This is a genomic window from Kribbella pratensis (assembly GCF_004365355.1).
In the GTDB taxonomy this organism is placed as follows: Bacteria; Actinomycetota; Actinomycetes; order Propionibacteriales; family Kribbellaceae; genus Kribbella.
On the sequence record NZ_SODP01000001.1, the window covers coordinates 2,609,103 to 2,633,556 of the forward strand.

The 24,454-nt window shown below is 68.8% G+C and carries 20 protein-coding genes, 1 pseudogene and 1 riboswitch; of the genes and pseudogenes, 8 read left to right on the forward strand and 13 right to left on the reverse strand.

Annotated elements, in window-relative coordinates:
• Positions 1–30: 30 nt before the first annotated feature.
• The 5 genes and pseudogenes from EV653_RS12375 to EV653_RS41100 form a co-directional block, all read right to left on the reverse strand.
• Positions 31–1,683, reverse strand: coding sequence for a DUF4091 domain-containing protein (locus tag EV653_RS12375; RefSeq protein WP_202871571.1), 1,653 nt, complete (start codon positions 1,681–1,683; stop codon positions 31–33).
• Between the two features lie 85 nt (positions 1,684–1,768).
• Entirely contained in the window at positions 1,769–2,869 is a 1,101-nt protein-coding gene (locus EV653_RS12380; protein WP_134101777.1) for a lactonase family protein, read from the reverse strand.
• Between the two features lie 133 nt (positions 2,870–3,002).
• Positions 3,003–3,176 (reverse strand): CsbD family protein, encoded by a 174-nt coding sequence (locus tag EV653_RS12385; protein ID WP_134101780.1) that lies wholly within the window; start codon positions 3,174–3,176, stop codon positions 3,003–3,005.
• Positions 3,177–3,283: 107 nt separating this feature from the next.
• A pseudogene (locus EV653_RS12390) lies at positions 3,284–3,520 on the reverse strand (WhiB family transcriptional regulator); the annotation flags it as partial.
• A 76-nt stretch (positions 3,521–3,596) separates the two neighbouring features.
• The gene (locus EV653_RS41100; protein ID WP_166679376.1) at positions 3,597–4,208 is read right to left on the reverse strand and encodes an Rv1733c family protein; all 612 of its coding nucleotides are present in this window, start codon (positions 4,206–4,208) and stop codon (positions 3,597–3,599) included.
• A 253-nt stretch (positions 4,209–4,461) separates the two neighbouring features.
• Between EV653_RS41100 and EV653_RS41105 the strand changes: the two genes are divergently transcribed.
• Positions 4,462–5,157, forward strand: coding sequence for a sigma-70 family RNA polymerase sigma factor (locus EV653_RS41105; RefSeq protein WP_166679377.1), 696 nt, complete (start codon positions 4,462–4,464; stop codon positions 5,155–5,157).
• 90 nt (positions 5,158–5,247) lie between these two features.
• Here EV653_RS41105 and EV653_RS12400 read toward each other — a convergent pair whose 3' ends face one another.
• Together EV653_RS12400 and EV653_RS12405 are read right to left on the reverse strand one after the other, a co-directional pair.
• Entirely contained in the window at positions 5,248–5,997 is a 750-nt protein-coding gene (locus tag EV653_RS12400; RefSeq protein ID WP_134101786.1) for an alpha/beta fold hydrolase, read from the reverse strand.
• Positions 5,998–6,037: 40 nt separating this feature from the next.
• Positions 6,038–7,120, reverse strand: coding sequence for an ABC transporter permease (locus tag EV653_RS12405; RefSeq protein WP_134101789.1), 1,083 nt, complete (start codon positions 7,118–7,120; stop codon positions 6,038–6,040).
• Between the two features lie 76 nt (positions 7,121–7,196).
• Between EV653_RS12405 and EV653_RS12410 the strand changes: the two genes are divergently transcribed.
• Positions 7,197–7,802 (forward strand): TetR/AcrR family transcriptional regulator, encoded by a 606-nt coding sequence (locus EV653_RS12410; protein ID WP_134101791.1) that lies wholly within the window; start codon positions 7,197–7,199, stop codon positions 7,800–7,802.
• Here the strand turns inward: EV653_RS12410 and EV653_RS12415 are convergent.
• Genes EV653_RS12415 through EV653_RS12425 form a run of 3 tightly spaced genes read right to left on the reverse strand, consistent with a single transcriptional unit; the run spans position 7,785 to position 9,568 of the window.
• Complete coding sequence (locus EV653_RS12415; protein ID WP_134101794.1) at positions 7,785–8,477, reverse strand: (2Fe-2S)-binding protein; 693 nt, start codon at positions 8,475–8,477, stop codon at positions 7,785–7,787. The two genes, EV653_RS12410 and EV653_RS12415, sit on opposite strands and share 18 nt — an antisense overlap.
• Positions 8,474–9,331: a CbtA family protein gene (locus EV653_RS12420; RefSeq protein WP_134101797.1), complete on the reverse strand. Its 858-nt coding sequence runs from the start codon at positions 9,329–9,331 to the stop codon at positions 8,474–8,476. The genes EV653_RS12415 and EV653_RS12420 overlap by 4 nt, the downstream gene beginning before the upstream one ends.
• A 21-nt stretch (positions 9,332–9,352) precedes the next feature.
• Positions 9,353–9,568 (reverse strand): CbtB domain-containing protein, encoded by a 216-nt coding sequence (locus EV653_RS12425; protein ID WP_238159688.1) that lies wholly within the window; start codon positions 9,566–9,568, stop codon positions 9,353–9,355.
• Between the two features lie 39 nt (positions 9,569–9,607).
• A riboswitch (cobalamin riboswitch) is annotated at positions 9,608–9,728 on the reverse strand.
• A gap of 148 nt (positions 9,729–9,876) precedes the next feature.
• On the opposite strand from EV653_RS12425, the gene EV653_RS12430 reads away from it, so the two are divergent.
• Positions 9,877–12,162 (forward strand): CehA/McbA family metallohydrolase, encoded by a 2,286-nt coding sequence (locus tag EV653_RS12430; protein WP_134101800.1) that lies wholly within the window; start codon positions 9,877–9,879, stop codon positions 12,160–12,162.
• Entirely contained in the window at positions 12,162–12,551 is a 390-nt protein-coding gene (locus tag EV653_RS12435; RefSeq protein WP_134101802.1) for a hypothetical protein, read from the forward strand. Before EV653_RS12430 ends, EV653_RS12435 begins: the two co-directional genes overlap by 1 nt.
• On the opposite strand, the gene EV653_RS12440 is transcribed toward EV653_RS12435, so the two are convergent.
• On the reverse strand, positions 12,545–15,313 hold the full coding sequence (locus EV653_RS12440) for an ATP-binding protein (protein WP_134101805.1): 2,769 nt from the start codon (positions 15,311–15,313) through the stop codon (positions 12,545–12,547). The two genes, EV653_RS12435 and EV653_RS12440, sit on opposite strands and share 7 nt — an antisense overlap.
• 305 nt (positions 15,314–15,618) lie before the next feature.
• Here EV653_RS12440 and EV653_RS12445 point away from each other — a divergent pair, with 305 nt between their 5' ends.
• Positions 15,619–18,276, forward strand: coding sequence for a beta-N-acetylhexosaminidase (locus tag EV653_RS12445; protein WP_134101808.1), 2,658 nt, complete (start codon positions 15,619–15,621; stop codon positions 18,274–18,276).
• A 73-nt stretch (positions 18,277–18,349) separates the two neighbouring features.
• Here the strand turns inward: EV653_RS12445 and EV653_RS12450 are convergent, their stop codons facing one another.
• On the reverse strand, positions 18,350–18,754 hold the full coding sequence (locus tag EV653_RS12450; protein WP_134101811.1) for a DUF1003 domain-containing protein: 405 nt from the start codon (positions 18,752–18,754) through the stop codon (positions 18,350–18,352).
• An 86-nt stretch (positions 18,755–18,840) separates the two neighbouring features.
• Here EV653_RS12450 and EV653_RS12455 point away from each other — a divergent pair, with 86 nt between their 5' ends.
• From EV653_RS12455 to ligA, 3 genes are all read left to right on the forward strand, one after another.
• A complete protein-coding gene (locus tag EV653_RS12455; protein ID WP_134101814.1) occupies positions 18,841–19,212 on the forward strand; it encodes a glyoxalase superfamily protein in 372 nt (123 codons plus the stop codon).
• Positions 19,213–19,326: 114 nt separating this feature from the next.
• On the forward strand, positions 19,327–22,056 hold the full coding sequence (locus tag EV653_RS12460; protein ID WP_134101816.1) for a helix-turn-helix transcriptional regulator: 2,730 nt from the start codon (positions 19,327–19,329) through the stop codon (positions 22,054–22,056).
• Positions 22,057–22,088: 32 nt separating this feature from the next.
• Entirely contained in the window at positions 22,089–24,077 is a 1,989-nt protein-coding gene (ligA, locus tag EV653_RS12465; RefSeq protein WP_134101819.1) for an NAD-dependent DNA ligase LigA, read from the forward strand.
• Here the strand turns inward: ligA and EV653_RS12470 are convergent.
• Entirely contained in the window at positions 24,074–24,421 is a 348-nt protein-coding gene (locus EV653_RS12470) for a YciI family protein (RefSeq protein WP_134101822.1), read from the reverse strand. The genes ligA and EV653_RS12470 overlap by 4 nt on opposite strands.
• Positions 24,422–24,454 lie beyond the last annotated feature (33 nt).

Below are 24,454 nucleotides of genomic sequence, written 5' to 3' on the forward strand. Positions count from 1 at the left end.
GCGCTTGCCAACCCCTGGGCGAGCCGCGCGTCAACCTGCGGTAGCCGACAACGCAGCGGTCATCCGCTGACGGGACTCGTAGTAGTGCTGCGGGTCGAGCACGGGCCGGTCGAAGCGCAGAGTGCGATCGGGATCGATGATGTCCAGCGCCGCCGTACCGCCGTGGGTCGCGCGGATCGCCTGCAGAGCGCGGTGGTCCCACATCGCCTGGGCGAAGACGCGGTGGCGGATCGACGGCCACGGCGTACCGTCCGGACCGGGGTACACCGCGAAGGCGTCACCGGACGGGAACGCTCCTCCGGCCGACGTGTCCTCGAACGGGTTCACCCGCCGGATCGAGTGCCAGGTGTACCAGAAGTTGAATCCCCAATGCAGGAAGCCATCCACGCCGGCCGCGAACAACTGATGCCCGAGTGCACGGTTGCGCGCCGAAGGCATCCCGACGAACCGGTTGGCGACGTCCCGATCCTGTGAGACGCAGTAGTAGACCCACAGGCGCTCCGGCCGCTCGGCGAGAAACGGTTCGACGTGATCGGTCGCGACGACGGGCACGGCGACAGCACCCGAGGTGTAGAACGAGTGCTCGCTCAGGGCGTCGACGACTGTCCAGCCCTTGAGCAGGTCGGCGACCACGGCTTTCGCGGCGAGGTACGTCGCCAGCCCTTCCTCCCCCGCCGGCTCGTCCGAGATGTGGAAGACGACGTGGTCGCGATCCCATTCCTCGTCGAGCACGGCCTGCAACGCCGGCAACAGCGCTTCCATCAGCTGCCGGTACCGGGCGTCGGTCGCGGGAACGTCCCATCCGAAGGCACGCTGCTGGCCCACGATGATGCCCGGCGTCGCTTTCGCGCCCCATTGGGTGAAGAGATGCGCCACCTCGACGCCGGTGATCCCGGTCCGGCGACAGAGCTCGAGCCACCGTCGCAGCCGGTCGAAGCCGAACTCGTACCCGTCGGCGGTCTCCGTGATCTCGATGAGCTGAACGACGGTGCGGTACGACCCGACCGCGGTGTCGAGCGGCGGCGTCCACACCGGTGCGAGCAGCGAGGTGGCACCCATCTCCGCCGCGGACGCCATGAACCGCTCCACGACGTTCCAGTGCTCTTCGCTGAACACCTCGAGGCCGTAGTGATCCGCGAGCGAGTCGAGGTGCATCCAGTGGCTCGACACGATGTCCAGCGGCGGCAACTCGATCGCGGTGAGCTCGACGGTGACCGATGCTCGATGCAATTCGGTGCCGTCGGACGAGGTCATCACGATGGTCAGTTCGTGGACGCCGGCCCGCGCCGGATCGCTGGTGGTCACGTCGAACCAGAGCGCTGCCCAGCCGCCGAACCGCACCGGCGCCTCGCCGTTCGAGACCGGACGCAACAGGTCCGGGTACAGACCGGGCTCGTCGAACTCGTAGCCGTCGTCATGACCGGGGAGCGCGACGAACGAGCAAGGGACGAGGTCGACGGACGACACCGCGACCAGGTCGACCGCCGTACCTTCGACTCGAACCTGGAGCGGGCTCGGGTCGCGGAACGTGGGCACGAGCGGAGGACGGTAGGCCAACTGGAACGAGGCCGGCTCGCCGAGGAACGCCTGGAGCCGCGTCTCGGCCGACACGGGACGCGGGTCCCGTACCGGATGCACCTTCACGAGCGCATCGCAGACCACAAACTCCCACGTTCCAGCCACGCCTACCATCCTCCTATGCGCAATTGTGGACTCTATGATGCAGATACGCGCATCAATGCACAATGGTGCGGAGGTCGGCCAGCAGTTAGTCGGCGGCGAGGCCCGCGGTGCCTGCAGTGGCCGCGCCGGCGACGTCCTGCTGCTTCGTGAGCGTGCCGTCGTGGTGGATGGCGTACGAAGCGACCGAGCCGTTCGACAGCCGCACGTACAGGAACTTGCCGTCGGGGCTGAGGGCGGCGTCCGATCCCCCGGCGCTCGTCGAGGCTGCAACCGCTGCGATCAGGTGGAGCCGTCCGTCGGAGCTGATCCGGTACGACGAGATCGACGCGCTCGCCGCGTTGACCGTGAAGGCGTAATCGCGCGTGACGACGAGCCAGCACGCCGCGGCCTGCTGGTCACTGACCGAGGCGCTGATCGTCCGCACACGGTTGCCGTGCACGGAGTACGACGAGACCGCTGACGGACCGGCCTCGGAGACGATCGCGTCACCACGACGATCGAAATCGAATCCGTACGGCGTGACGCCGGCGGAATGATGCGGGGTCGCGGTACCGGCGTATCCGTTGCGTACGGCGAAGGTGTCGATCGTCTGATCGCCCTTGTGGGTGACGACCAGGCTCCGGCCGTCCGGAGTGAAGGAGACCTGGGCCGCTGCCGTCGGAGTCGCGCCGGACTTGCTGAGCGTCTTCGTCGAGTGCGGCAAAGGCTGCAGGTGTCCGTCGTCGCTGACGCGGAGACCGCTGATGGTCTCGCTGTTCTGGTTCAGGACGTACACGATCCCGTGCCGGACGGTGACGCTGACGGGCAGGTCGCCGCCGCTGGGAGCGACGTCGCGGCGTACGAGGCCACGGTCGGTGATCGCGAGTGTCGACACGGTGTCGTCGCCGCCGTTCACCGCGAACAACAGGTTGCCGTCACGCACCAGTCCGTCTTGCGAAGCAAGTGACGAGCCCAGTCCGCGACCACCGGTCGGAACCGTGCCGTCGGCGCGCAAACGACCGTCACGAAGACGATCGAAGACCTGGACGGCGTTGCCGGCGGCCGCGTTCGTCGTCTCGTAGACGTGACCGACGACGTCGCCGGACCGTCCGTCGACCGCGGCGTTCGCGGGTGCGGCCGCCAGCAGTGAGGCCACGGCAACGGCAGCGAAGGCAGGCGCCAGCAGCCGGGCAGAATGAATGGGCATGGAAATTCCTCTCACGCAGGAGATCACTGGAACGCCTTTGACAGTAGGGCTTTCCGCGATCCTGGAGAGGAATTTCCGAGCACGGTAAGGATGCCGTTATCGACCCATTCCGTTCGTGAAACTTAAGCTGCTGTCAGTCCTTGAAGGCGTCCTTCGCCTTCTCGCCGGCCTGCTTCAGGTCGGCCTTCGTCTTCTCTGCCCGGCCTTCGGCCTGCAGGTCGCGATTGTCGGTCGCGTCGCCGGTCGTCTCCTTGACCTTGCCCTTGGCAGCCTCGGCGGCGTTCTTGACCTTGTCACCAGCACTCATCGGATTCTCCTTCCGTTGCGGTGATCGTCGCCTTCCGGTGCCACCCAACCGCCCTCGCGAAACGCGGGGCCAGGAACCACCTGATCCCCGCTGCTCCGGACGGGCAGCTCGCTGCGCCTCAGCGTGCGGCGTTCGAGTTCGTCGAGGCCTCCCCAGATACCGGCGTCCTGCCCGGAGCGCAGCGCCCAGTTGAGGCAGACGTCCACCACTTCACAGCGACGGCAGACCTGTTTGGCGGTCTCGATCTGCAGCAGTGCGGGCCCGGTCGTACCTACTGGGAAGAACAGCTCGGGATCTTCGGCCGCACACGCGGCTCGGTGCTGCCAGCGCTGGGTCGCCTTCATCTCGACCTCCTCGGTCGACGTCATTCCTCAACAGGACAACACGAACCGCCGGTTTGTGACGTTGTCCGACGGCCGCTCAGAATTGGTGGCCGGTCCAACGTGGGGAGACCTTGCGCCATTCGCGGGCCCATTCGTCGGCGCGGTGGCGGTCGAGTGGACGGCGGGCGAGGCGCCACGCGGCGTAGAGCGCGGGCCAGGCGAGCAGCGGAAAGGTCAGGGCGATCGCGGTGCCGAGGGCGGCGCTGTCGCTGGACGTGCCTGGGGCGCCTGTCATCGCGCCGGTCTGGTCGATCCAGATCGTCAAGTCGGCGTTGACCGGAGTACCGAGCAGAACGTCGGCCTTGCCCTCGTGCCACGAACCTGACCGGTCCTGCCAGCTGACGCGCACCGAGGTGGTGCTGAGGCCCAGCGTCGACGGAACGGCGTTGGCCGTGCCCTCCAGCGTTCGCGCGTGGACCTGCTGAGCGCTCGCGTGGTCGTCGGCCACGGACTGCTCGGCGCGATCGTGCAGCGTCGTACCGAGGGCTGCTGCCGCGGGGATCACCAGCAGCGCGAGCGCGATCGCGACCAGCAGGAACGCCGCCTCGATCCGGTCGACCCTCCGGCGCAACGGATTGTGCCCGAAGCTGAGCCGCCGCAGCTGCATCATCACGAACAGCTCGGCACGGCGTTGCTGCGTGGAACTCATCCCGCTCCCCTATCTGCTTCACAAGGTAAGACCGCACAAGCGCGCCGGCTGTGACGTCGTGTCACGAACGGCGCCGGCGTCCGGACCTGCAAGCACGGACCGCACGTTGCAGAGGTCAACCACGTGGTGGCCCCCACGTGTACGTAGTGGCGGCTACTACGTAGCTGCCCACGCTCTTCAGCGGCGCGACCGTGGGGCCTGTCGCCGGATCGTGAAGCCCAAGGGCACGACGAGCCGGAGAGGAGCCGGGAACGTGAACGCGACAGTGTCACGGCAGGTGCGGTACGACGGGGACAACTCAGCGGTCCAGGCCGCATGCACCCGGCAAGTCGGTGACGACCTGGACGATGCGGTCGCCATCTTCCTGGCAGTCCGTCCGCGATTGCTGGCGATCGCATACCGCTTCCTCTCCAGTGCGGCCGACGCCGAGGACGTGGTGCAGGAGACCTGGCTGCGCTGGCAGCGGACGGACCGCACGGTAGTGGAGAATCCCCAGGCGCTCTTGGCGACGATGACCACACGACTCGCGATCAACGTCAGCCAGTCCGCGCGGCGACGCCATGAGACCCCGATGACCTCCGCGGCCGCCGAGCGGATCGACGACGGCGAGGACCCGGCGGCGACAGTCGAGCAGAGCGACGCCGTCGAACACGCAGCACTCATCGTCCTGCAGAGCCTGTCCCCCAGGGAACGTGCGGCCTTCGTACTGCGCGAGGCCTTCGACTACTCGTACGGCCAACTCGCCGAGTTTCTCCACCTCGGTACGGCGAACAGCCGGCAGCTGGTCTGCCGCGCGCGGCGACGGATCGCGACCGACAAGCAGACAATCGTCGGCCCAGCCTCACACCAGCACTTCGTGCACGCGTTCCTCGACGCGGCCCGGGCCGGCGACCTGACCGGATTCGAACAACTCCTGACCACCGATCTGGCCACCGATCTGGCCGCCTGACCGCCCCCGCACAGGCCGGAGCCCGGTCCGCAAAGAGTGACTGCGGATCGGGCTCCGGGTCGACTGGACCGTCAAGACGGTCAGAAATCCTCACCTAGCTCGGGCCGCCTGTTCGATCACCTGCGTGGTCGTCTTGGGATCGCTGATCAGGCCCAGGTGTCCTTCGTCGAACTCCGTGACGTCGGAGCCGGCCCGCCTGGCCATCGCCCGCTGGACGTCCGGCGGGATGATCTTGTCGCCGGTGCCGATCAGGTACCAGGACGGGATCGTCTTCCAGGCCAGCGTACCGGACTTGTCGGCAAGGCCACCGAAGGCGCCCGGCCGCTGGGTCGCGTAGACCTTGGCCTTGTCGTCGTCGTCCAGGCCGGTCGCGAACGACGTGAACACGGTCGGCTTCTTCAGGTAGAGATCGGTGGCCGGCGTCGGCGGACCGGCCGGGACGAAGTCGAACACCTGCGTCGGATCCGGGTTCGACAGGTCGGAGTCGGCCCCGGCGGCCTCGAGAGCCGTCTCGCCCTCGTCGAGCGCGAACGCGTTGACGTAGACGAGCGCCTTGACGTTCGGCAGCCCGGTGGCCGCGTTGGTGATCACCGCACCGCCGTACGAATGACCGACCAGGACGACGGGACCGGACAACGTCTCGAGGAACGCTCGCACCGAGGCGGCATCGCCGGGCAGCGAACGCAACGGGTTCGGGATCGCCCGCACCGTGTACCCGTCGCCCAGCAGCCGATCGATGACGCCCGACCAGTTCGACGCGTCCGCCCACGCACCGTGCACCAGCACGATGGTCGCCTGTGGTGCCTGACCGCCTGTGTCACCACTGATGTCAGTGCTCATGAATCTGTCCTGTTCCGTAGAAGGGTCAACCACTCGCCTTCTAGGTCCGGACACCGCTGTCGGCTGTGACATCGGTCAGCGCCTCGTACAGCGGGCTGTCCGCGAGGAGGTCGTTGCTGTGCCGGGCATTGTGACGATGCGCCACCCTCCGGTGACCTTCCAGGATCGCGGCGATCCCGACGACACTCCACACACCGAGTACGACGGCGTGCTGTGCGGCACCGTGTCCGTTGAAGTAGGCGGCGCTGCGGAGCAGGTTGGCACCGGCGCCTGGCGGCATCAGCTGCCCCAACTGGCCTATGACCGAAGGCATCAGCTCGGGCGCCGAGCTCACTCCCGCGAACGGGTTCCCGACGAAGACCATGAGGATGGCGCCGACCGCGACACCGGCGGGGCCCAGCAGCGCAGCCATACCGGCGACGAAGCTGCTGATCGCGAACAGCATCAAGGACAACGAAGCCCAGGTCCCGATCCGATTCCCCGGCAGGGCGCCGATGTAGTCCTGCGCCACCAGATGCACACAGGCCCCGGCCATGCACGAGACCACCGCCAGAGCCACGATCTCTCGTACGGCGGGCTTGAAGCCGACGAGTACGGCGACCATCACGGCGAGGATGACTCCGCCGAGCACGAGCGGCGTCATCGCGGCGGCGAAGGTCGAACCGCGCGGATCGTCGCTCGACGTCGGAACCACGTCCTGTACCACTGATTCCGCCGCAGGTTGGGTGGTCGACGAGAGCTGTCCGGCCATAGCGCCCGCGGCCGACGTCAGCAGCTGCGCGACGGCCGGACTGGCCGCGCTGGCGGTCAGGAAGACGATGTGGCGGCTGCTCACCTCGAACGCGCCGTACACCTCGCGGTGCTCGATGGCCGACCGGGCCTCGGCGTCGCTGGCATACAGGTGCAGATCGAAGGCGCCCGGCCGGGTGCTGGTCAGGCCTTCGGCTGCCTTCTGTGCGGCGACTCCGGTGCCCACCACGCCCACCGGGAGGCTGCGGGCCTCGGTCCGGGACGCGGGCCAGGTGAACGCCAGGACCGCGAGGCCGACGATCAGCGGTGCGATCACCGACAGGATCAGCAGCTGGCGCCACGGCGGGTGGTGAACGAGCGGATTCTTGGGCACTTCTGCGCCTTTCAGACTGGTGTTAGATGCTCTCACTAAACGACAACGATCGTTCTCTTTCGACTATACTCCGCTTATGCCGAGGACTTCGGAGAGGTATCGCGACGCCAGGCGGGAGTACATCCTCGACGCCGCCCGGCGCGCCTTCGCGCGCAACGGGTTCCACGCGACGTCGATGCACGACCTGTTCGCCGAGGCCGGCCTGTCCTCCGGCGCGGTGTACCGCTACTTCGCCGGCAAGGACGAGGTGGTGGTCGCGATCGTGGAGGACAACATCCGGCAGATCGGCGCGATGATCCGCGCCGTCACGGAGGAACGCGCCGACGGCTCCTTCGGCGCCGCACTGGCCGCGGCGGTCGAAACCATCCAGGCCAAACACCGGGAGAACGGGCTGGCCGGTATCGGCGTACAGGCCTGGACCGAGGCGCTGCGTGATCCCCGAATCGCGGCGGCGTTCGAGGAGATGCTTACCGGGCTGCGGTCCGAGCTGGCCGAAGTCGTCGCTCACTACCAGCGGACGAACACGTTGCCGGCCGGTCCGTCGGCGGAGTCACTGGCGTCTGTGACGATCGCCATTCTGGTCGGCTATATCCAGCAGCTCGCGCTCCTTGGGCCTGACGCTGTCGCCGACACTCCGGATGCGCTGAGGGCGCTGTGGCCGCCGTCAGCGGTCGCCGGCTAGTGCACAGTCGCCACAGAGGGCGCCCGCGTGGTTGGGGGCGGCTCGGTAGATGAGGCAGCAGCTGCGGCGGCGGAAGGTGCCGTCCGCCGTGGTGTGAGCCTCACGGACCGTCGGATGTGCGAGCAGGCGGGCGGCCATTTCGGTGGCTCGGTCTGCTAGCTGGGGTGCTGCGTTGGTGAGGGCGATGGATGCGCCGTTGATCGCCGAGGCCACGTTGCCCCGGAGGATGTGATCTGAGACGGAGAACCGCTCGGTGGCCTGATTCAGGGCCGGGAAGGGGCCTTCGAAGACCTCGGTGGCGAGGTCGCGTGACTTGCTTGGCGGAGCCAGTGACAGAGGGAAGGCTCCACCGAGAACCGGTTGCCAGTAGACGGCTTCCAGGTCGAGCGGCGGAACGCCGGCGTCCAGGACTGCAGTCGCCAGGGCGGGTGAGACGAGGCGCGCGACCAGGCCGAGGTGGGTGATCGACGCAGCGACGCGAACCTCGACAGCATCGGGGTCCTGACCGCCCGCCGCGGCCAGATAGGCGCGGGTGGCCATCACCCGGTCCTCGAGTACGGCGGGGTCGTCGAGCAGCTCCGACATGGCCCGCCACGGTGCGGCCGGCGCCGTACCCGAGAGGTGTTGCTCGTGCGCGTAGAACGGGCCGAGAGCAACGACCTGGTCGAGGGTCATGCGGTGCGGACCGGCTCCGCCTGCTCGGTGCGGTCCTTACGGGGCTGGAGCAGGCGCTCCGCGAGCGGACCGAAGATCAGGCCGATGACGCCCCACAACAGCACCTGGGCGCCGACCGAGTAGAGGCGGAACGCGTACAGCCTGTCCGCGTCGAAGCCGGGGTAGACGATGTTGCCCTTGGCATCGGTCAGCGGCAACGGTGTCTCGGTCGCGTGCCGCCCGTACTCCTCGACGTTCGCCGCCAGGTGCCCCACCGACGGCAGCACGGCCATCAGTACGCCGATGATCGCGACGTACGCCGCGATCGCGAGCAGGGTCGCGTTCCAGTTGCCGAAGCGTGGCCGGAGTCGCTTGCCGAGCAGGACCGCGCCGATCAGCAGCACGATCGAGCAGGCCACCATCGCCAGGTACAGGTTGCCTCGGTCGTGGATCGTGTCCTCGTGCCCGATCGACGGTGGGTTGGCCGGGTACTTCAGGAACGGGACGAAGTACACGCCGAGGAACCCGCCGAGCGCGACCAGCATCGCCAGGTTGCGCGGGCGCAACGTGCCGACCCGGCCCAGGCAGATCGCGAAGGCGACCGCGAACAGCGCGCCCATCGCGACACCGAACAGCACGAGGCCGGCACCAGCGCCGAGGTTCGCCTGCAGGGTGCGGCTGAAGATGTCGTGGCCGGCGTGCTCGACCGGCAGCCCGGCCGCCTCGTCCAGCGCGTGCTGGGCCGCGTCGCGGCCGCTCTCGTAGTCGATCGCAGCCTGGATCTGGGGCTCGGCGAAGATCCTCGCGAAGACGAACGCGATCAGCCCGGCCGCTGCGCCGGCGAGTGCGCCGCGCAGGATGAGTTTGCGTTCCATGTCAGGTGATCAGTCGGTCGATCAGTGGCACGGGAAGCCGAGGAAGTGCCGCGCGTCGTGCACGAACTCGTGGATGTGCATGTCCTTGCCGAAGATCGAGTACGCGCCTTGATCGACACCGATGAAGTAGTAGAGCGCGAACGCGACGATCGCGGTACCGACCAGCCACATCACAGCCCGCGAGACCGGTACGACGACCGGCGTGGACACCGAGGTGGGAGCAGACAGATTGCTCACGAGTAGAGCCTCCTTCTAGGGGATCGTGCGTCCCTCATCCAATGGAGCGTCGTGACGGCGAAGTATCTGACTCACCGCTCGCACGAGGCGAGCGGCTCACAGTGGCGCGACCGTGCCGAAGTCTCATCGGCTTCCTTGCGCCGTCACTACGCTGCGAGACTACGGACGCCTTCGGGGCACGTCAATTGCGGGTTGCTCACATCACGTAGGTCGAGGTCCCGTCGAGCGGGTGGCCGGTGGAAAATGATTCCGGCCGCTCGTGGTCGGGCCGTTAAGCTCGGAGGCCCGGTGCACCCCGAGGAGGCCCCGTGTTCCAGCCGCTGCACGCTTCTGCGACCCGAGCTGTTGAGAAACTCCGCGCTATCGGTGAACCACTACCCGACGACCTCGCCAGTCAGTTGGCCAAGCTGGCCGACGATTCCCAATCCCCCGCCGCAGTCGAAGACCTGCTCCGTCCGTATGTCCTCGTCGACGTCGCCATCGACGAGCAAGGACTGCCGACGAGTACGCCGGGCGCCGCGCAACCGCGCCTCGTCCAGCATGGCTGGCGCAGCTTCCTGGTCCGGATCGAGAACCCGCACCGGCTGGTCGGCAGTCTGGCCGCGCAGTCGAACCATGTGCTCGGCACGATCGACTACCACAGCCACGCGGCGCGAATCGCGATGGCGGACACGCTGACCATCGTCCCGAGGATCAAGCGCAGCTGGCTGGAGGTGAAGCTGGCCGGGCCGACGGACGTCTCCGGCCTGGACGTCGAGTACAAGGTGATCAGCCTCTACAGCCGCGACGGCGGCACACACAAGGGCGAGCTGGGATTCGTCATGGCCCTCGAGGAGGCTGAACACAGCTACACAAGGCCGCCGCTCGCGAAGGCCTGGAAGCGGATGGGATCCGAGAGCCGCCAGTACGAGGCGTCGTACGAGTTCGAGTGCCTGCCCGCGCACGACATCCGGTTCGACATCCGCGAACCCGACGGGAGCAGTTGCGTGGCGGCGCTCACCGTTCGCGACTCCCAACGGCGCTCCTACCCGTCGAAAGGGATGCGGCTGGCTCCCGACATGTTCTTCCACGAACACGTCTACCGCGCGACCGGCGAGGTCATCACGCTCCCGGCCGGTCAGTACGAGATCTCCGCGCGGCGCGGACCGGAGTACCGCGAGGTGCGCGTCGACGTCGACCTGACGGCCGAGGACGACGCGGTCACGATCGAGCTCGATCGGTGGGCCGATCCGGCACGTCACGGGTACTACTCCGGGGATCCGCACATCCACGCCGGCGGCTGCTCGCACTACAGCGTGCCGTCCGAAGGCGTCACGCCGGAGACGATGATCCGGCACGTCCGCGGTGAGGGCCTGTGGATGGGCAGCGTGCTCACCTGGGGACCGTGTTACTACCACCAGAAGCAGTTCTTCAGCGGCTCGTCGATCAGCCCGCGGGCCGAGCTCGAGTACCCGGCGATGCAGCAGGCGCAGGGCATGAACTGGGATCCGCAGGACACCGATCACGACGGTCAGAGCCTGCTGCGGTACGACCTCGAGGTGTCGGGCTTTCCGTCGAGCCATTCCGGTCACGTGATCCTGCTCGGGCTGACCGACCAGGACTATCCCGGGACGAAGATCATCGAGGACTGGCCGTCGTACAACCTGCCGGTCATGCGCTGGGGTCACGCGCAGAACGCGATGGTCGGCTACGCACACTGCGGACTGGGCCTGTCGGTCGGCACGGACGAGCTGCCGAACTACGTGATCCCCGGCTTCCAGTCGATCGGCTCGAACGAGATCATCGTCGACGTACCGCTCGGTGCCGCCGACTTCCAGTGCGGCGCCGAGTTCGCGCCCGCCGCGGAGCTGAACATCTGGTACCACCTGCTGAACGTCGGCTACCGCACACTGATGCTCGGCGAGACCGACTACCCCTGCATCTACGACGAGGGCCCAGGCGTCGGACGCACGTACGTCCAGCTGCCCGAGCCGCCGCAAGGCCCGCAGGCGTTGGAAGCGTGGCTCGGTGGATTGAAGAACAGGGCGTCGTACTTCGGTGACGGCCGCAGCCACGTCTACGACTTCGCGATCGACGGCGACACGAGCCGCGAGCGTACGGCGGACGCCGCCGGACCGGTCCGGGTCAGTGCGACCGTCGCGGCGTGGTTGCCCGAGGATCCACCCGCACTGCCGGCCGCGGGTCAACCGGCGTACAGCGCTCCGGTCGGCTGGCATCTCGAACGCGCGAGGATCGGCCGGACCCGCAACGTGCTGGTCGAGGTGCTCGTCAACGGTGTCCCGGTCGCGTCGCGGGAGCTGGTTGCTGACGGCAACGAGCAGGCCGTCGAGTTCGACGTACCGCTGGAGCGTTCGTCCTGGGTGGCGCTGCGGATCCTGCGCAGCGTGCACACCCAGCCGATCTTCGTCGAGCTCGCGGGTCAGCCGATCCGCGCGTCCCGGCGGAGCGCCCAGTGGTTGCACGACTCGGTCGACGCGCTCTGGAAGGCGAAGTCCGGCTTCATCCGCGAAGCCGAACGAGCCGAGGCCCGCGAGGCGTACGACGCCGCGCAGGCCGCCTACCTGGCCCGTCGCGACGAATCGGAGGTGGACTGATGTACGGCGAACCCGCGGGCTGCTGCGGCCCTGTCGACACCAAGGCGCCGATCTCCGTCACGATCAACCCGGAGGCCCGCGTGAACGTCGCCCGGACCGCAACCCGGGTGGAGCCGGTCGCATCGGGTCACTGGCATCCGATCGACCTGACGATCGTCAACGACGGCTACGTCACCGGGCAACTGGTCATCGAGAGCGACCCAGTGCCCGGTGTCGAACTTGACCTGCCACCCCACGAACTCACCGGCGAACCACGCCAAGAGGGAGCGATCCGCGTCCGCTTCGACTCCCCCACCGTCGTCGACGTCACCCTCAACTTCCGCGCGCTGGGCGCACTCGGAGGCCTCGCTACCCACAGTGCGATGCATCTCCTTCTGCGCAGTCAATAGCACTCGAGGGCGCTGGTGGGCAGGTGGCCCAACTGGTTGCGGGAGGTGATCTCGAGCTTCGCGTACACCTTCCGTAGGTGCCATTCGACCGTATGGCGGCTGATGTAGAGCTCGGCACCGATCTCCGGGTTGGACAGGCCGTCCCGGGCGAGCCGCGCGATCTGCGACTCCTGACGGGTGAGCACGCCGTGCGGCTCCTCCCCTCGTTTACGTGCGGTCTCGCCCGAGGCGGACAGTTCTCGCCGCGCCCGCTCGGCGAACGCCTCGGCCCCGATCCGGCTGAAGATGTCGTACGCCGCACGTAGCTGCTCGCGGGCGTCGACCCGGCGCGCCTCGCGACGCAGCCACTCGCCGTACACGAGCCGGGCACGGGCGAGATAGACGATGACGCGGGTCCGCTCCAGGCGCGCGATGGCTTCCCGGTAGAGGGCGTCGGCGGTCTGGCTGTCGCTCAGCATCGCCTGTGTCCAGGCCTGGACGCCGAGCGCCCAGTCGGTGCCGGCCGCGGTCGTCCGGTCCGTCAGGCGGCGCAGGGCGTCCGCGGCTTCGTCGTACGCGCCGCTGCGGCTGCCGGCTTCGATCAGCTCGATCAGCGCAAGGCCGTAGATGCCCAGGTCGTCGTACTCGCAGGCCACCCGGGCCTGGGCCAACGCGGCGTCGTAGTGGCCGAGGGCGTTGTTCAGCACCGCGGTCGAGTACCCCTTGCCGCTGATCCCCCGCCCTTCGCCTCGCTCCATCACGTCCGCGATCGCGCTCTCGAAGGAGGCAAGAATCGCGTCGGGATGGCCGCCGCGCCAGGCGCTGAGCATCAGCTTCGGATAGCCCACGGCGGCACCGCCGGTCGCGGCGGTGATCCCATCGACTTCCGCGAGCAGCGTCGACGCCGCCGCGAACTCGCCGGCGTGCAGATGAACGAAAGCGCGATAGCCCAGCGCCAGTGGCAGAGCGGTGAGCGCACCGGCCTCGCGGCACACCCGGACCGCCTTGGTCGCCAGGTCGTGCCACTTCGCGTCGTCCCACAGTTCGCCCGCAACCAGCCAGGGCACCCAGAACCACCGCAGTACGTCGTTCTCGTCGTCCCCCTCGGCGTGCACGAACGCTTCGATCGCGTGCTGCAACGGCTTGATCCCTGCGATGTAGCCGTCCATGTACAGGGTCGACAGACCGTCGAGCAGCAGATGCGCCGGGCGGTCCCGACGTTGCCCAGGAGGGGCCTTCCGGGCGGCAGCCGCGACCGCCTTCGGGCCGACCCCGCGATGGATGCGGCCCACGTAGATCGTCGCTCCGAGCGCATCCAGGTAGGTCTCGCGCGCCGCCTCGGCGTCGTACGGCGCGAGCTTCTCGGCTGCGTCGAGCAAGACCGGCGGCGCCTCGATCCCGCGGCGTACCGCGAAGACGATTTGCGCGCGAAGGCGAGCGAGCTGTGCGCGCCCGAGGCCGTCCAGCGGGGCGCCTTCCGCCATCGCCAGCAGCCGTTGCGCACCCTCTAGTGCACCCGAACCGACCTTGGCCTCGGCCGCGGCGAGCGTCCGTCGGCCACGACGGCCCGGGTCCGGCGTGAGCTCAGCGGCTCGCTGCAGGAACGCGGCAGCAGCGGCGATACCGCCGCGAGCCCGCGCACGTCCGGCGGAGCGCTCCAGCTCGTCGGCGACGGACTCGTCCAGGCCAGGTGCCGCATGACCGCGATGCCAGGCGCGCCGATCTGCGTCGCGTTCGGCATCGGTTGCCTCGGCCAACGCCGCATGCACCTTCAGCCGGTCGGTCGTGGACGCGGTCCGGTAGACCGCCGAGCGCACCAACGGATGCCGGAATCGGACGTACGCAGCGAGCTCGATCAGTCCCGCCTCCTGCGCGGGCAGTCCGGCGCCGATCCTCAGCCCGAGGGCACCCGCGGCCCGCCACAGCAACGCGACATCACCTGCCGGCTCGGCTGCAGCCGTCAGCAAGAACAGCCGGGTTTCCTCCGGGAGCGACTCGACCTGTCGCAGGAAGCTCCGCTCGACCTGGTTCGTGAGCGGTGATGCGTTCGGAAGCTCGAAGCCGCCGGCCAACTCGGCCGGGCTCAAGCCCCGCGGCAGCTCGATCAGCGCGAGCGGGTTCCCCCGCGCCTCCGCGATCACCCGATCCCGGACCTGACCGTCCAGCCGCCCGGGCCACGCCGCGTCGAGCAGCGCACGGGCGTCCTTGTCCTTGAGCCCGCCGAGGACCAGCTCCGGAAGCCCGTCCAGCTCGCGGACCTGAATGGTTCGCCGTACGGCGAACACCAGGCCGACCGACTCCGCGAACAACCGACGAGCAACGAAGGCGATCGTCCGCGCCGACGCCTCATCCAGCCACTGAGCGTCGTCGATGACGCAGAGGAGCGGCTGTTCTTCCGCGGCCTCCGACAGCAGCCCGAGTACTGCGAGACCCACAGCGAACCGGTCCGGCGGGGCCTCGGCGCTGAGCCCGAACGCCGTCTCGAGCGCCCGGCGCTGCGGCTCAGGCAGCCGCTCGCGCAGCTCAAGCATCGGCGCACACAACTGATGCAGACCCGCGTAGGCGAGCTCCATCTCGTACTCGACCCCAACCGCACGCGCCACCCGGCAACCCGTCGCGCTCTGCTGCAGGTAACCCAGCAGCGCCGACTTCCCCGCACCGGCATCCCCACGCACAACCAGCACCTGACTCTGCCCCGAGCGCAAACTCCCCACCAGCCGGTCCAGCACCCCACACTCATCCCGCCGCCCCCGCAACCCGTACCGCGGATCCAGAGCCGACATGCCCTCGGACGCTACCGCCGCCCACCCACTACTGCAAAGGAAGATTGCTACTTGTGCGGGGAGGGAACGCGGGAGAAAATCACCGATACGGTCGTCCTCCGCGTCCGCTTGATGCCGCTGCCCCGGTTAGGAGTGACGTGAGATTTTCGTTCCGTGCCGTCCCCGCTCTTGCAATTGGTGGTTTGGTCGCCGCTGTGCTGGTTCCGCAGGTTTCTGCCGGCACGCCGACGTCGGCCTCCGCTTCCTCTGAGAGTGTCAACCTGTCCCTTCTGCCGGGGGCAGTCGCGTCGGCCAAGTCGCAACGGATGACTGCGCCCGCCTTGACCTATGCGCCCGCCAACGCGACCGATGTGTTCGTCCACAACGGGTGGACGTCGAACTACGCGTCGGTCGGCAGCGGGTACGACCCGACGCAGGACTGGTTCCAGGTGAAGCTGGCTACGCCGTCGCCGGTGTACGAGGTGTTCACCCGGTGGACCTCGCCGGCCAAACCGTCGGAGTACGACCTGCAGGTGTCGACGGACGCCGACTGCCAGACGTGGTCGACGGTCACCCGTGTGGTGAATCCCGCCGACAAGGATTCCCACGTCATCGATCACCAGGACCCGGTGACGTGTGTCCGGATGCAGGCGCTCGCGACGACGTCCACTGTCGGGTACACGATCAACGAGTTCGAGATCTGGTCCGGGCCGAAGCCGCCGCCGACGGTGGGGCAGATCATCCCCGTGCCGGTGAAGCAGACGCCGGGGACCGGCCAGCCGTGGCAGCTCACGAACACGTCCCGGATCGTCGTCTCGAGCAGCGCGCTCGCCGCGACGGCCGAGGTGCTCGCCGGCTACCTGCGCCCGGCCACCGGGTTCGTGCTGCCAGTGGTGACCGGCTCCGCAACCGCCGCCGACATCTCGCTGGCTACCGGTCCGGTGCCCGGCATCCCGCAGGACAAGACGGACGAGGGCTACTCGCTCACGGTGTCGAGTGCCGGCGTGCAGATCGTCGCCCCGCAGGCACACGGCCTGTTTAACGGCTTCGTCAGCCTGCGACAACTGTTGCCAGCAGCAATCAACTCGCCGACGACCGGCACCGGTCCGTGGACCGCACAGCCCATCACGGTCCTCGACTACCCGCGGTACCCGCACCGAGGTCTCCAGCTGGACCCGGCCCGCAACTTCATGACCGTGCCCGAGATCCGCTCGATGATCGACCAGCTGGCCGCGCTCAAGGGCGACCGGCTGCACCTCCACCTGAGCGACTCGCAGTCCTGGCGTCTCGAGATCAAGGGCTACCCCGCTCTGGACGGCACCGGCTGCAACGGAACAGCCTGCATCGCGGGCTTCTACACCCAGGAGGACTTCAAGGGCCTGGTGAAGTACGCCGCCGACCGCTTCATCGAGATCGTTCCTGAGCTTGAAGGCCCGGCCCACGCCACGGCCGCGGTCAGGTCCCTCGGCGGCGTCGCGGTCATGGGCTGCCAGGGCCAGACGCAGACCGACCGGTTCTGCACCAACCCGACCGACCCGGCGAGCGAACGCGCCCTCGCCTTCTGGCGGGATGCGATCGCCCAGCTCTCGGCCATCTCCCCCGCACCGATCATCCACATCGGCGGCGACGAGGCCATCGGCATGCCCCACGAGGACTACAAGTGGTGGATCGGCCAGATGGAGAAGATTGTCAACGCCAACGGCAAGCAAATGATGGGCTGGAATCCGGCCCTCGAGGGCTACGCGCCGGGCTCGACGTCGATCAACCACTACTGGTCGGACTACACCGGCGGCGGTCCGCCGCTGATCAAGCCCGAGTGGTTCAACCAGCACCGCCCGGTCATCACGACCCCGGAGTGGAACGCGTACCTCGACTTCGGGTACGACGGTTCGCCCGGCCGCACGCCGCGCACCGAGCTCGACAAGGCCTACGGGTGGGACCCGGAGTGGGTCTACGAGAAGTACCGCTCCGTCTGGGCCCAACCGGCGTACGGCGGCCCGAAGGCGGAGGACATCATCGGCATCGAGGCGCCGATCTGGGGCGAGCAGATGCGCGGGCTGGCCACCAACGAGTACATGGTCTTCCCGCGGCTGGCCGGGATCCTGGAGAAGGCCTGGTCGCCGAAGGTGCTCACGCAGGACTACGACTCCTACGTGCAGCGGCTCAGCGTCGCCGGTCCGCGGTGGGCGTTCGGAGGCGTGAACTACGGCTCGATCGCCCAGGTCAACTGGACGCCGGAATCGATGGGCACGGTCACTCGCTTCGGCGTCGACCGGACCATCACCGCCGCGCCGCTCGGACGTCTGGCGGCCGGTTCGATTCCGCCGGGTGAGGTCACCGCCTCGATCGATTGGGGCGACGGATCCGCAGCCGAGACCGGCACGATCGCCGCACGTGACTACGTGGCGAGTCAGCGTCAGGGCCGAAGTCTGATGACCGTCAGCGGGAGCCACACCTACCCGGCCGACGGGACCTATCACGGCACTGTCACCTACACCCGTCAGGCCCAGACCTGGGTCGTCCCGTTCGTCGCGACCGGTGTTCCGGCCTGTACGACGATGCTCAGCGGCACGCGCAACGGCCCGCTGAACGTCACGTCGGGCGTCGCCTGCTTCGACGGCGCAACGGTCTCCGGACCGGTGACCGTTGCCGCGGGCGCTGGGCTCTACGCCTCCGGGTCAGACTTCCGCGGTCCAGTGACGGCATCCGGCGCGGGCGACGTGCTGCTCTGCGGTACGACGGTGTCCGGGCCGGTGAGCGTCGCGGGTCGGACCCGCGTCTGGCTCGGCAACCCGGGCGGCGAGTGCGCACCGTCGACGATCAAGGGGCCGGTGTCGCTGCAGAACAACACCGGCTCGACGATCGTCTCCGGCAACCGCATCAGCGGCCCACTGACCTGCTCCGGCAACTCCCCCACACCAACCAACGCCGGCCTACCCAACACAGTTACCGGCCCGAAGTCGGGCCAGTGCGCCGGACTCTGACGATCCTGTCGGAAACGGCCGCGAACTCGTCTCGCGAAGACCAATTTGCGCCAAACTACACCGCGAACAGCGGTCACGGCGTCGCCTCCTCGACCAGGCGGCGGTGGAGCTCGACCGTGAGGACGTGGATCTCGCGGGTCAGCTGGGTGTTCGATTTCAGCTCGAGCTCGGACTCTCTGAAGTCATGGTCGGCTTTGGCCTGCTGGAAGGCGGCTTGCCGGTTCTGGCCGATCATCACGAAGGTGGACAGGAAGATCGCCTCCAGCGAGACGGCCAGAGTCAGTGTCGGCCACGGATTGGACTCGAAGACCAGCATCCAGACGACGAACAACACCACGTGCACATACACGAAGCGCATCGAGCCGGCGAACGCGGTGATCTGATCGGCTATCCGCAACTGCAGACTCTCCGCCCGCTTGGCCGCCAACTCGACCACAACGGGGTGGTGCGGCCGCTCGTGAGGCAACTTGTCATCCATCTGATCTCCCAGGGTGATGCCGGCGCCGTGCCGTGTCTGTGCACAGTCTCGCGCCGGATGCCGTGGGGCGCGGTAGGTTGCCGGGTATGGAGTGGAGGCTTGAGTTGGTTTCGGTGCCGGTGTCGGATGTGGATCGGGCCAAGGCGTTCTACACCGAGCAGGTCGGGTTCGTGGCTGACCACGATCATCAGGTGAGCGATGAGCTGCGGTTCGTGCAGCTGACGCCGCCGGGGTCGGCGTGTTCGATCGCGCTCGGGAGCGGGATGGATCAGGCCGAGCCGGGGTCCGTTCGCGGCTTGCAGATCGTCGTGGCCGATGTGGACGCGGCGCGGGCCGAATTGACCGGGCGCGGGGTGGAGGTCTCGGAGGTGCAGGAGTTCCCCTGGGGCCGCTTCGTCTTCTTCAGCGACCCCGACGGCAACTCCTGGGCACTCCAGCAGATCACCAACCGCAACTGAAGCTCACAGCCCGCCGCGCGTGCCCCGGCGCGCCCCGGCGCAGACCGGCTAGCCCCGGCGCAGACCGGCTACGAGGGTTTGCCTTCGGGGCCAGGCCGGTGAAAGCCTGATCGAATGGCGGATCGTGAATTGCGGGGGCGGCAGCACGAGCTCGCCGTGCTGGACCGGATGCTCGACGCCGCGCGCCAGGGACGCAGCGAAGCCGTGGTACTCCGTGGCGAGGCCGGCACCGGGAAGTCCGCGCTGCTCGACGCGTTGGCGGCGCGCGTCACGAGTTGCGTCGTCGCGCGGATCGTCGGCATCGAATCCGAGATGGAGCTGGCCTATGCGGGCCTCTACCAGCTCTGCCGCCCGTTCCTCGACCGGATGGACAGGCTTGCTAGGCCGCAGCACGAGGCGCTGGGGATCGCGTTCGGTCAACAGGACGGACCGGCTCCGGACCGGTTCCTGATCGGCCTCGCCGTACTGAACCTGCTCTCCGACGCGGCATCCAAACAGCCGGTGCTGTGCGTCGTCGACGACGCACAGTGGCTCGATCTCATGTCCGCGCGCATCCTCGCCTTCGTCGCCCGCCGGCTCGAGGCGGAATCGGTCGTCATGGTGTTCGCGGTCCGCGACGGTATCGACCACGCGCTGACCGGGATCAACGAACTCGAGATCCGCGGTCTCGACGACTCCGACGCCCGCGCCCTCCTGGATTCGGTGCTGCCAGGGCCGGTCGACCCGCGGGTCCGCGACCGGATCGTCGCCGAGACCCGGGGCAACCCGCTCGCCCTGCTCGAACTCCCCCGCACCTGGACCGCGGCCGAGCTCGCCGACGGCCTCCGCAGTACGACGCTCGCGAGTCAGATCGAGGACAGCTTCGTACGACGGCTTGAAGGACTGCCGGCCGACACCCGCCTGCTCCTGCTCGTCGCGGCGGCCGAACCGCTCGGTGACGCGACCCTGCTCTGGCGTGCCGTCGAGCGACTCGGTCTGGGCGCCGACCCGGCCGCGGCGGCGATCGAGGCCGAACTGATCACGTTCGGGCAGCAGATCGCCTTCCGGCACCCGCTGGTGCGATCGGCGGCGTACCGGACGGCGACGACCAAGGACCGGCAAGCGGTCCACCGAGCCCTGGCCGACGTCACCGACCCGGAGATCGACCCGGACCGCCGCGCCTGGCACCGCGCCCAGGCGACCGTACGGCCCGACGAGGACGTCGCGGCCGAGCTCGAACGCTCCGCGAACCGCGCCCGGGGCCGTGGCGGCTTCTACTCGGCCGCGGTGTTCCTCCAACGCTCAGCCGAGCTGACCCCGGACCCGGACCGCAGAGCCCAACGGACGCTGGCCGCAGCCGTGGCGAAGCGCAGCTCCGGCGCGCTCGATTCGGCTCTGGAGCTGCTCCGCGCGGTGACCGCCGGTCCCCCGGATCCGCTCCGGACAGCCGAGGCCGAACATCTGCGCGGCGAGATCGCCTTCGACCAGGGCCGCGTACGCGAGGCTGCCAGTGGGCTGCTCGCCGCGGCCAAGCAACTCGAGCCGCTCGACCCCGATCGCGCCCGGGTCGCCTACCTCGAAGCGATGTCGGCCGCCATCTGGGCGAGCGGGCCGAACGCGCCGGGTATCGTCGCCCACGCGGCGGCCGAGACGCCTCCCGTGCCTGCCTCGTCCGACTCGCCCGTCGACGTTCTGCTGGAGGCCCTCGCGCTGCGCTACACCCGCGGCTACACCGCGGCCGCGCCCCACCTCGTCGCGGCCCTCGACCGGGCGCGCACTGCCGAAGTCGGCGCGGACGATGTCGGCGACTGGTTCTGGCTCACCGGCAACCGCGGCATCGGCATCGTCGCCGTCGAGGTCTGGGACTACGAGACCGCGCTCGACCTCGCGACCCGGCAGGAGCGGACCGCGCGCGCGACGGGTGCGCTCGTACAGCTGCAGTTCGCACTCAACTTCCGGGCCAACATGCTCTGCGCGACCGGAGACCTCGAGACCGTGTCCCGTTTGGTCGAGGAGGACGCCGGCATCGCCGCGGCGACCGGCAACGCGAGCGTCGGCACCGGCCGGCTGTTCCTCGAGGCGTACCGCGGCAACGAGGCGACGGCACGCAAGCTCATCGACACAGCCATCCAGCGAGCGACCGATCAGAGCCAGGGCAGGATCGCCGCCTTCGCGACGTACACGAATGCCGTGCTGCACAACGGCCTCGGCCGGTACGACGTCGCCAAGGACGCGGCGCAGCAGGTGTTCGAGCAGGACGTCCTCGGGTACTCCGCACTCGCCGCCGGCGAGCTGGCCGAGGCCGCGTCGAGAACAGGCGACGTCAAGCTCGTCGAGAGCACCCTCGCCTTCCTGACCGAACGCACCACGGCCACCCCGACGGACTGGGGCCGCGGCATAGAGTCGCGCGTCCGGGCCCTGCTCGGCGGCGACGAGTCCGCGTATCGCCAGTCCATCAAGTATCTCGGCAAGACCGATCTGCGCCTCGAGACCGCCCGGTCCCACCTGCTGTACGGCGAATGGCTGCGGCGCGAAGGCCGTCGCGTCGACGCCCGCGAACAGCTCCGGATCGCGCACGAGCAGCTGGAGCAGATGGGCCTCGAAGCGTTCGCGGAGCGCGCCCGGCACGAGCTGCTCGCGACCGGTGAGACCGTTCGCAAGCGCCGCCCGGACACGCTCAACGACCTCACCGCCCAGGAGGCCCAGATCGCCGGGCTGGCCCGCGACGGCCTGACCAACCCCGAGATCGCGGCGCAGCTGTTCATCAGCCCGCGCACGGTCGAATGGCATCTGCGCAAGACGTTCTCGAAGCTCGGGATCACGTCTCGCCGTCAGCTGCGTAACGCCCTTGCTCGCAGCAACTGACGTTGTCGGACCGCCCCGGTAAGGTCCTCGCTGTGGACGTTGGGGAGCGGATTCAGGAACTTGCCGATCAGATCGTCGTGCTGCGGGACGCCTACTATCGCGGCTCGCCGTCGGTGGCTGACGCGGAGTACGACGCGATCGAGGACGAGCTGCGGTCGCTGATCGAGGCCAACCCGGAGCTCGCGCCGGATCCGAACCCGCTGGAGCAGGTCGGGGCGCCGGCGGTGCTGCACGCACCGGTCAGGCATTCGCGGCCGATGCTGTCGCTGGAGAAGGCGACCCGGCCGGAGCAGGTCGAGGCGTTCTTCAGCCGTTTCCCGGGCCAGTCCGTCGTCGTGATGCCGAAGCTGGACGGCCTCTCACTCGCGCTCGTCTACGAGAACGGCCGCCTGGCCCGCGCAGTCACCCGCGGCGACGGGACGACGGGCGACGACGTGACCCCGCTGGTGCGGGCACTCACGGACGGAGTCCCGGCCAAGCTCGACGTGCAGGATCGCGTCGAGGTGCGCGGTGAGGCCGTCATGCTGCGCTCCACGTTCGCGGCCTACAACGCCGCCCACCCCGACAAGCCGCTGATCAACCCGCGGAACGCCGCTGCCGGCACGCTGCGAGCGAAGGACCCGGCCACGGTCGCCGAGCGCCGCCTGCAGTTCCTCGCCTTCGACCTGCTCACCGACAGCGCCGACACCGACCTCGAGCGTGCGCTCACCACGATGGGCTTCACCGTCGCCGACATGCGGCACTGCGACGACGCCGCCGCGGCGCAGGCGGTCATCACCTCGATCGAGCAGCGACGGAACGACCTCGACTACGACCTCGATGGCGCCGTACTGCGGTTGGCCGATCGGGATGCGTTCGCCGCCGCGGGCACCCGGTCGAGCTCGCCCCGCGGCGCGCTGGCGTTCAAGTTCGCCGCCGAGGAGAAGACGACCGTGCTGGCCGACGTGGTCTGGGACGTCGGCAAAACCGGCAAGATCGCCCCGGTCGCCTGGCTCGAGCCCGTCTTCGTCGGCGGGACGACGGTCACCCGCGCAACCCTGGCAAACCAGGAGGTGATCCGCGCCCGCGACATCAAGATCGGCGACACGGTCCTGGTCCGCCGGGCCGGCGACGTGATCCCGTTCGTGGCCGGCGTGCTCGACGCGTCGAAGCGCACCGGCGACGAGCAGGACATCGTGCCGCCGGTCGTCTGCCCGTCCTGCGGCTTCCCGTTGACCGAGCAAGGAAACAGCCGCGAACTGTTCTGCACCAACGTCTCCTGCCCCGCCCAGACCGTCCGGCGACTGATCCACTGGGCCTCGCGCGCCGCGGCCGATATCGACGCGATCGGCGGGGTCTGGATCGAGCGGCTTGCCGAGGCCGGGATCCTCGAGAACCCGTCGGACTTCTACCACCTGACCGCCGAGCGGCTGCTGGAGTTCGACCGGATCGGCGAGGTCTCGGCGGCCCGGATGATCGAGTCGATCGACGCGAGCCGGCAGGTCGGCCTCCGCCGCGCACTGATCGGCCTCGCGATCCCGATGGCCTCCGAGGGCACCGCGGCCCGGCTGTGCCGCGCGGGCTTCAGCTCGCTGGAAGCGGTCGCGGACGCCGGCGAGGAAGGCCTCGTCGCGGTGGACGACATCGGCCCGAAGGTGGCCGCCTCGCTGATCGAGCACCTGACCCGGCTACGCCCCGAGCTCGAGCGGCTGCGGGAAGCCGGCGTATCGCTCGACGTACGCGAGGAGGACCTCCCGCCGGTCGTCGCGGCCGGTGCACCGCTGGCCGGCAAGACCGTGGTCGTGACCGGCTCGATCAGCGACCCGCGCTCCGGCGAGAAGGTCGCGCGGCCGGCGTTCCAGCGGCTCTGTGAGAAGGCCGGCGCGACCATCGCCTCGTCGGTCTCGGCCAGCACCGACCTTCTCATCACCGGCGCCGACGTCGGCGCCGCCAAACTCACCAAGGCCGAGAAGCTCGGCGTCACCGTCGTCGACCAGTCCGAGATCTGGCAACAACTCCAGGCCGCCGATCTGCTCAACTAGATATCTGTGCGGCGGAAGGGGAAGAACTCGCGGACGTCCTGTGCGCAGCGGCAGGCGACCGCGACCTTCGCGGCCCACTTCAAGGCGTCGTCGAAGGTCGGCACGTCGACGACGAACAGGCCGCCGATCAGCTCCTTGCTCTCCGGGTAGGGCCCGTCGGTGATCAGGCCGTCGGTGTCGACCAGGGCGTGCTTCTGGCGGTAGTCCAGCCCGCCGGTGAAGACCAGCACACCGGCGTCCTTCGCCTCCTGCACCACCGCGTGCGCGTCGTCGGCGACCTGGGGCAGCTCCTCCTCGGTGATGTCCATCGCGCCGTCTTCGAACGAGATCAGGTACTGCGTCATCTGAGCGCTCCTTGTCCCGCGGCCGCTGTCCGG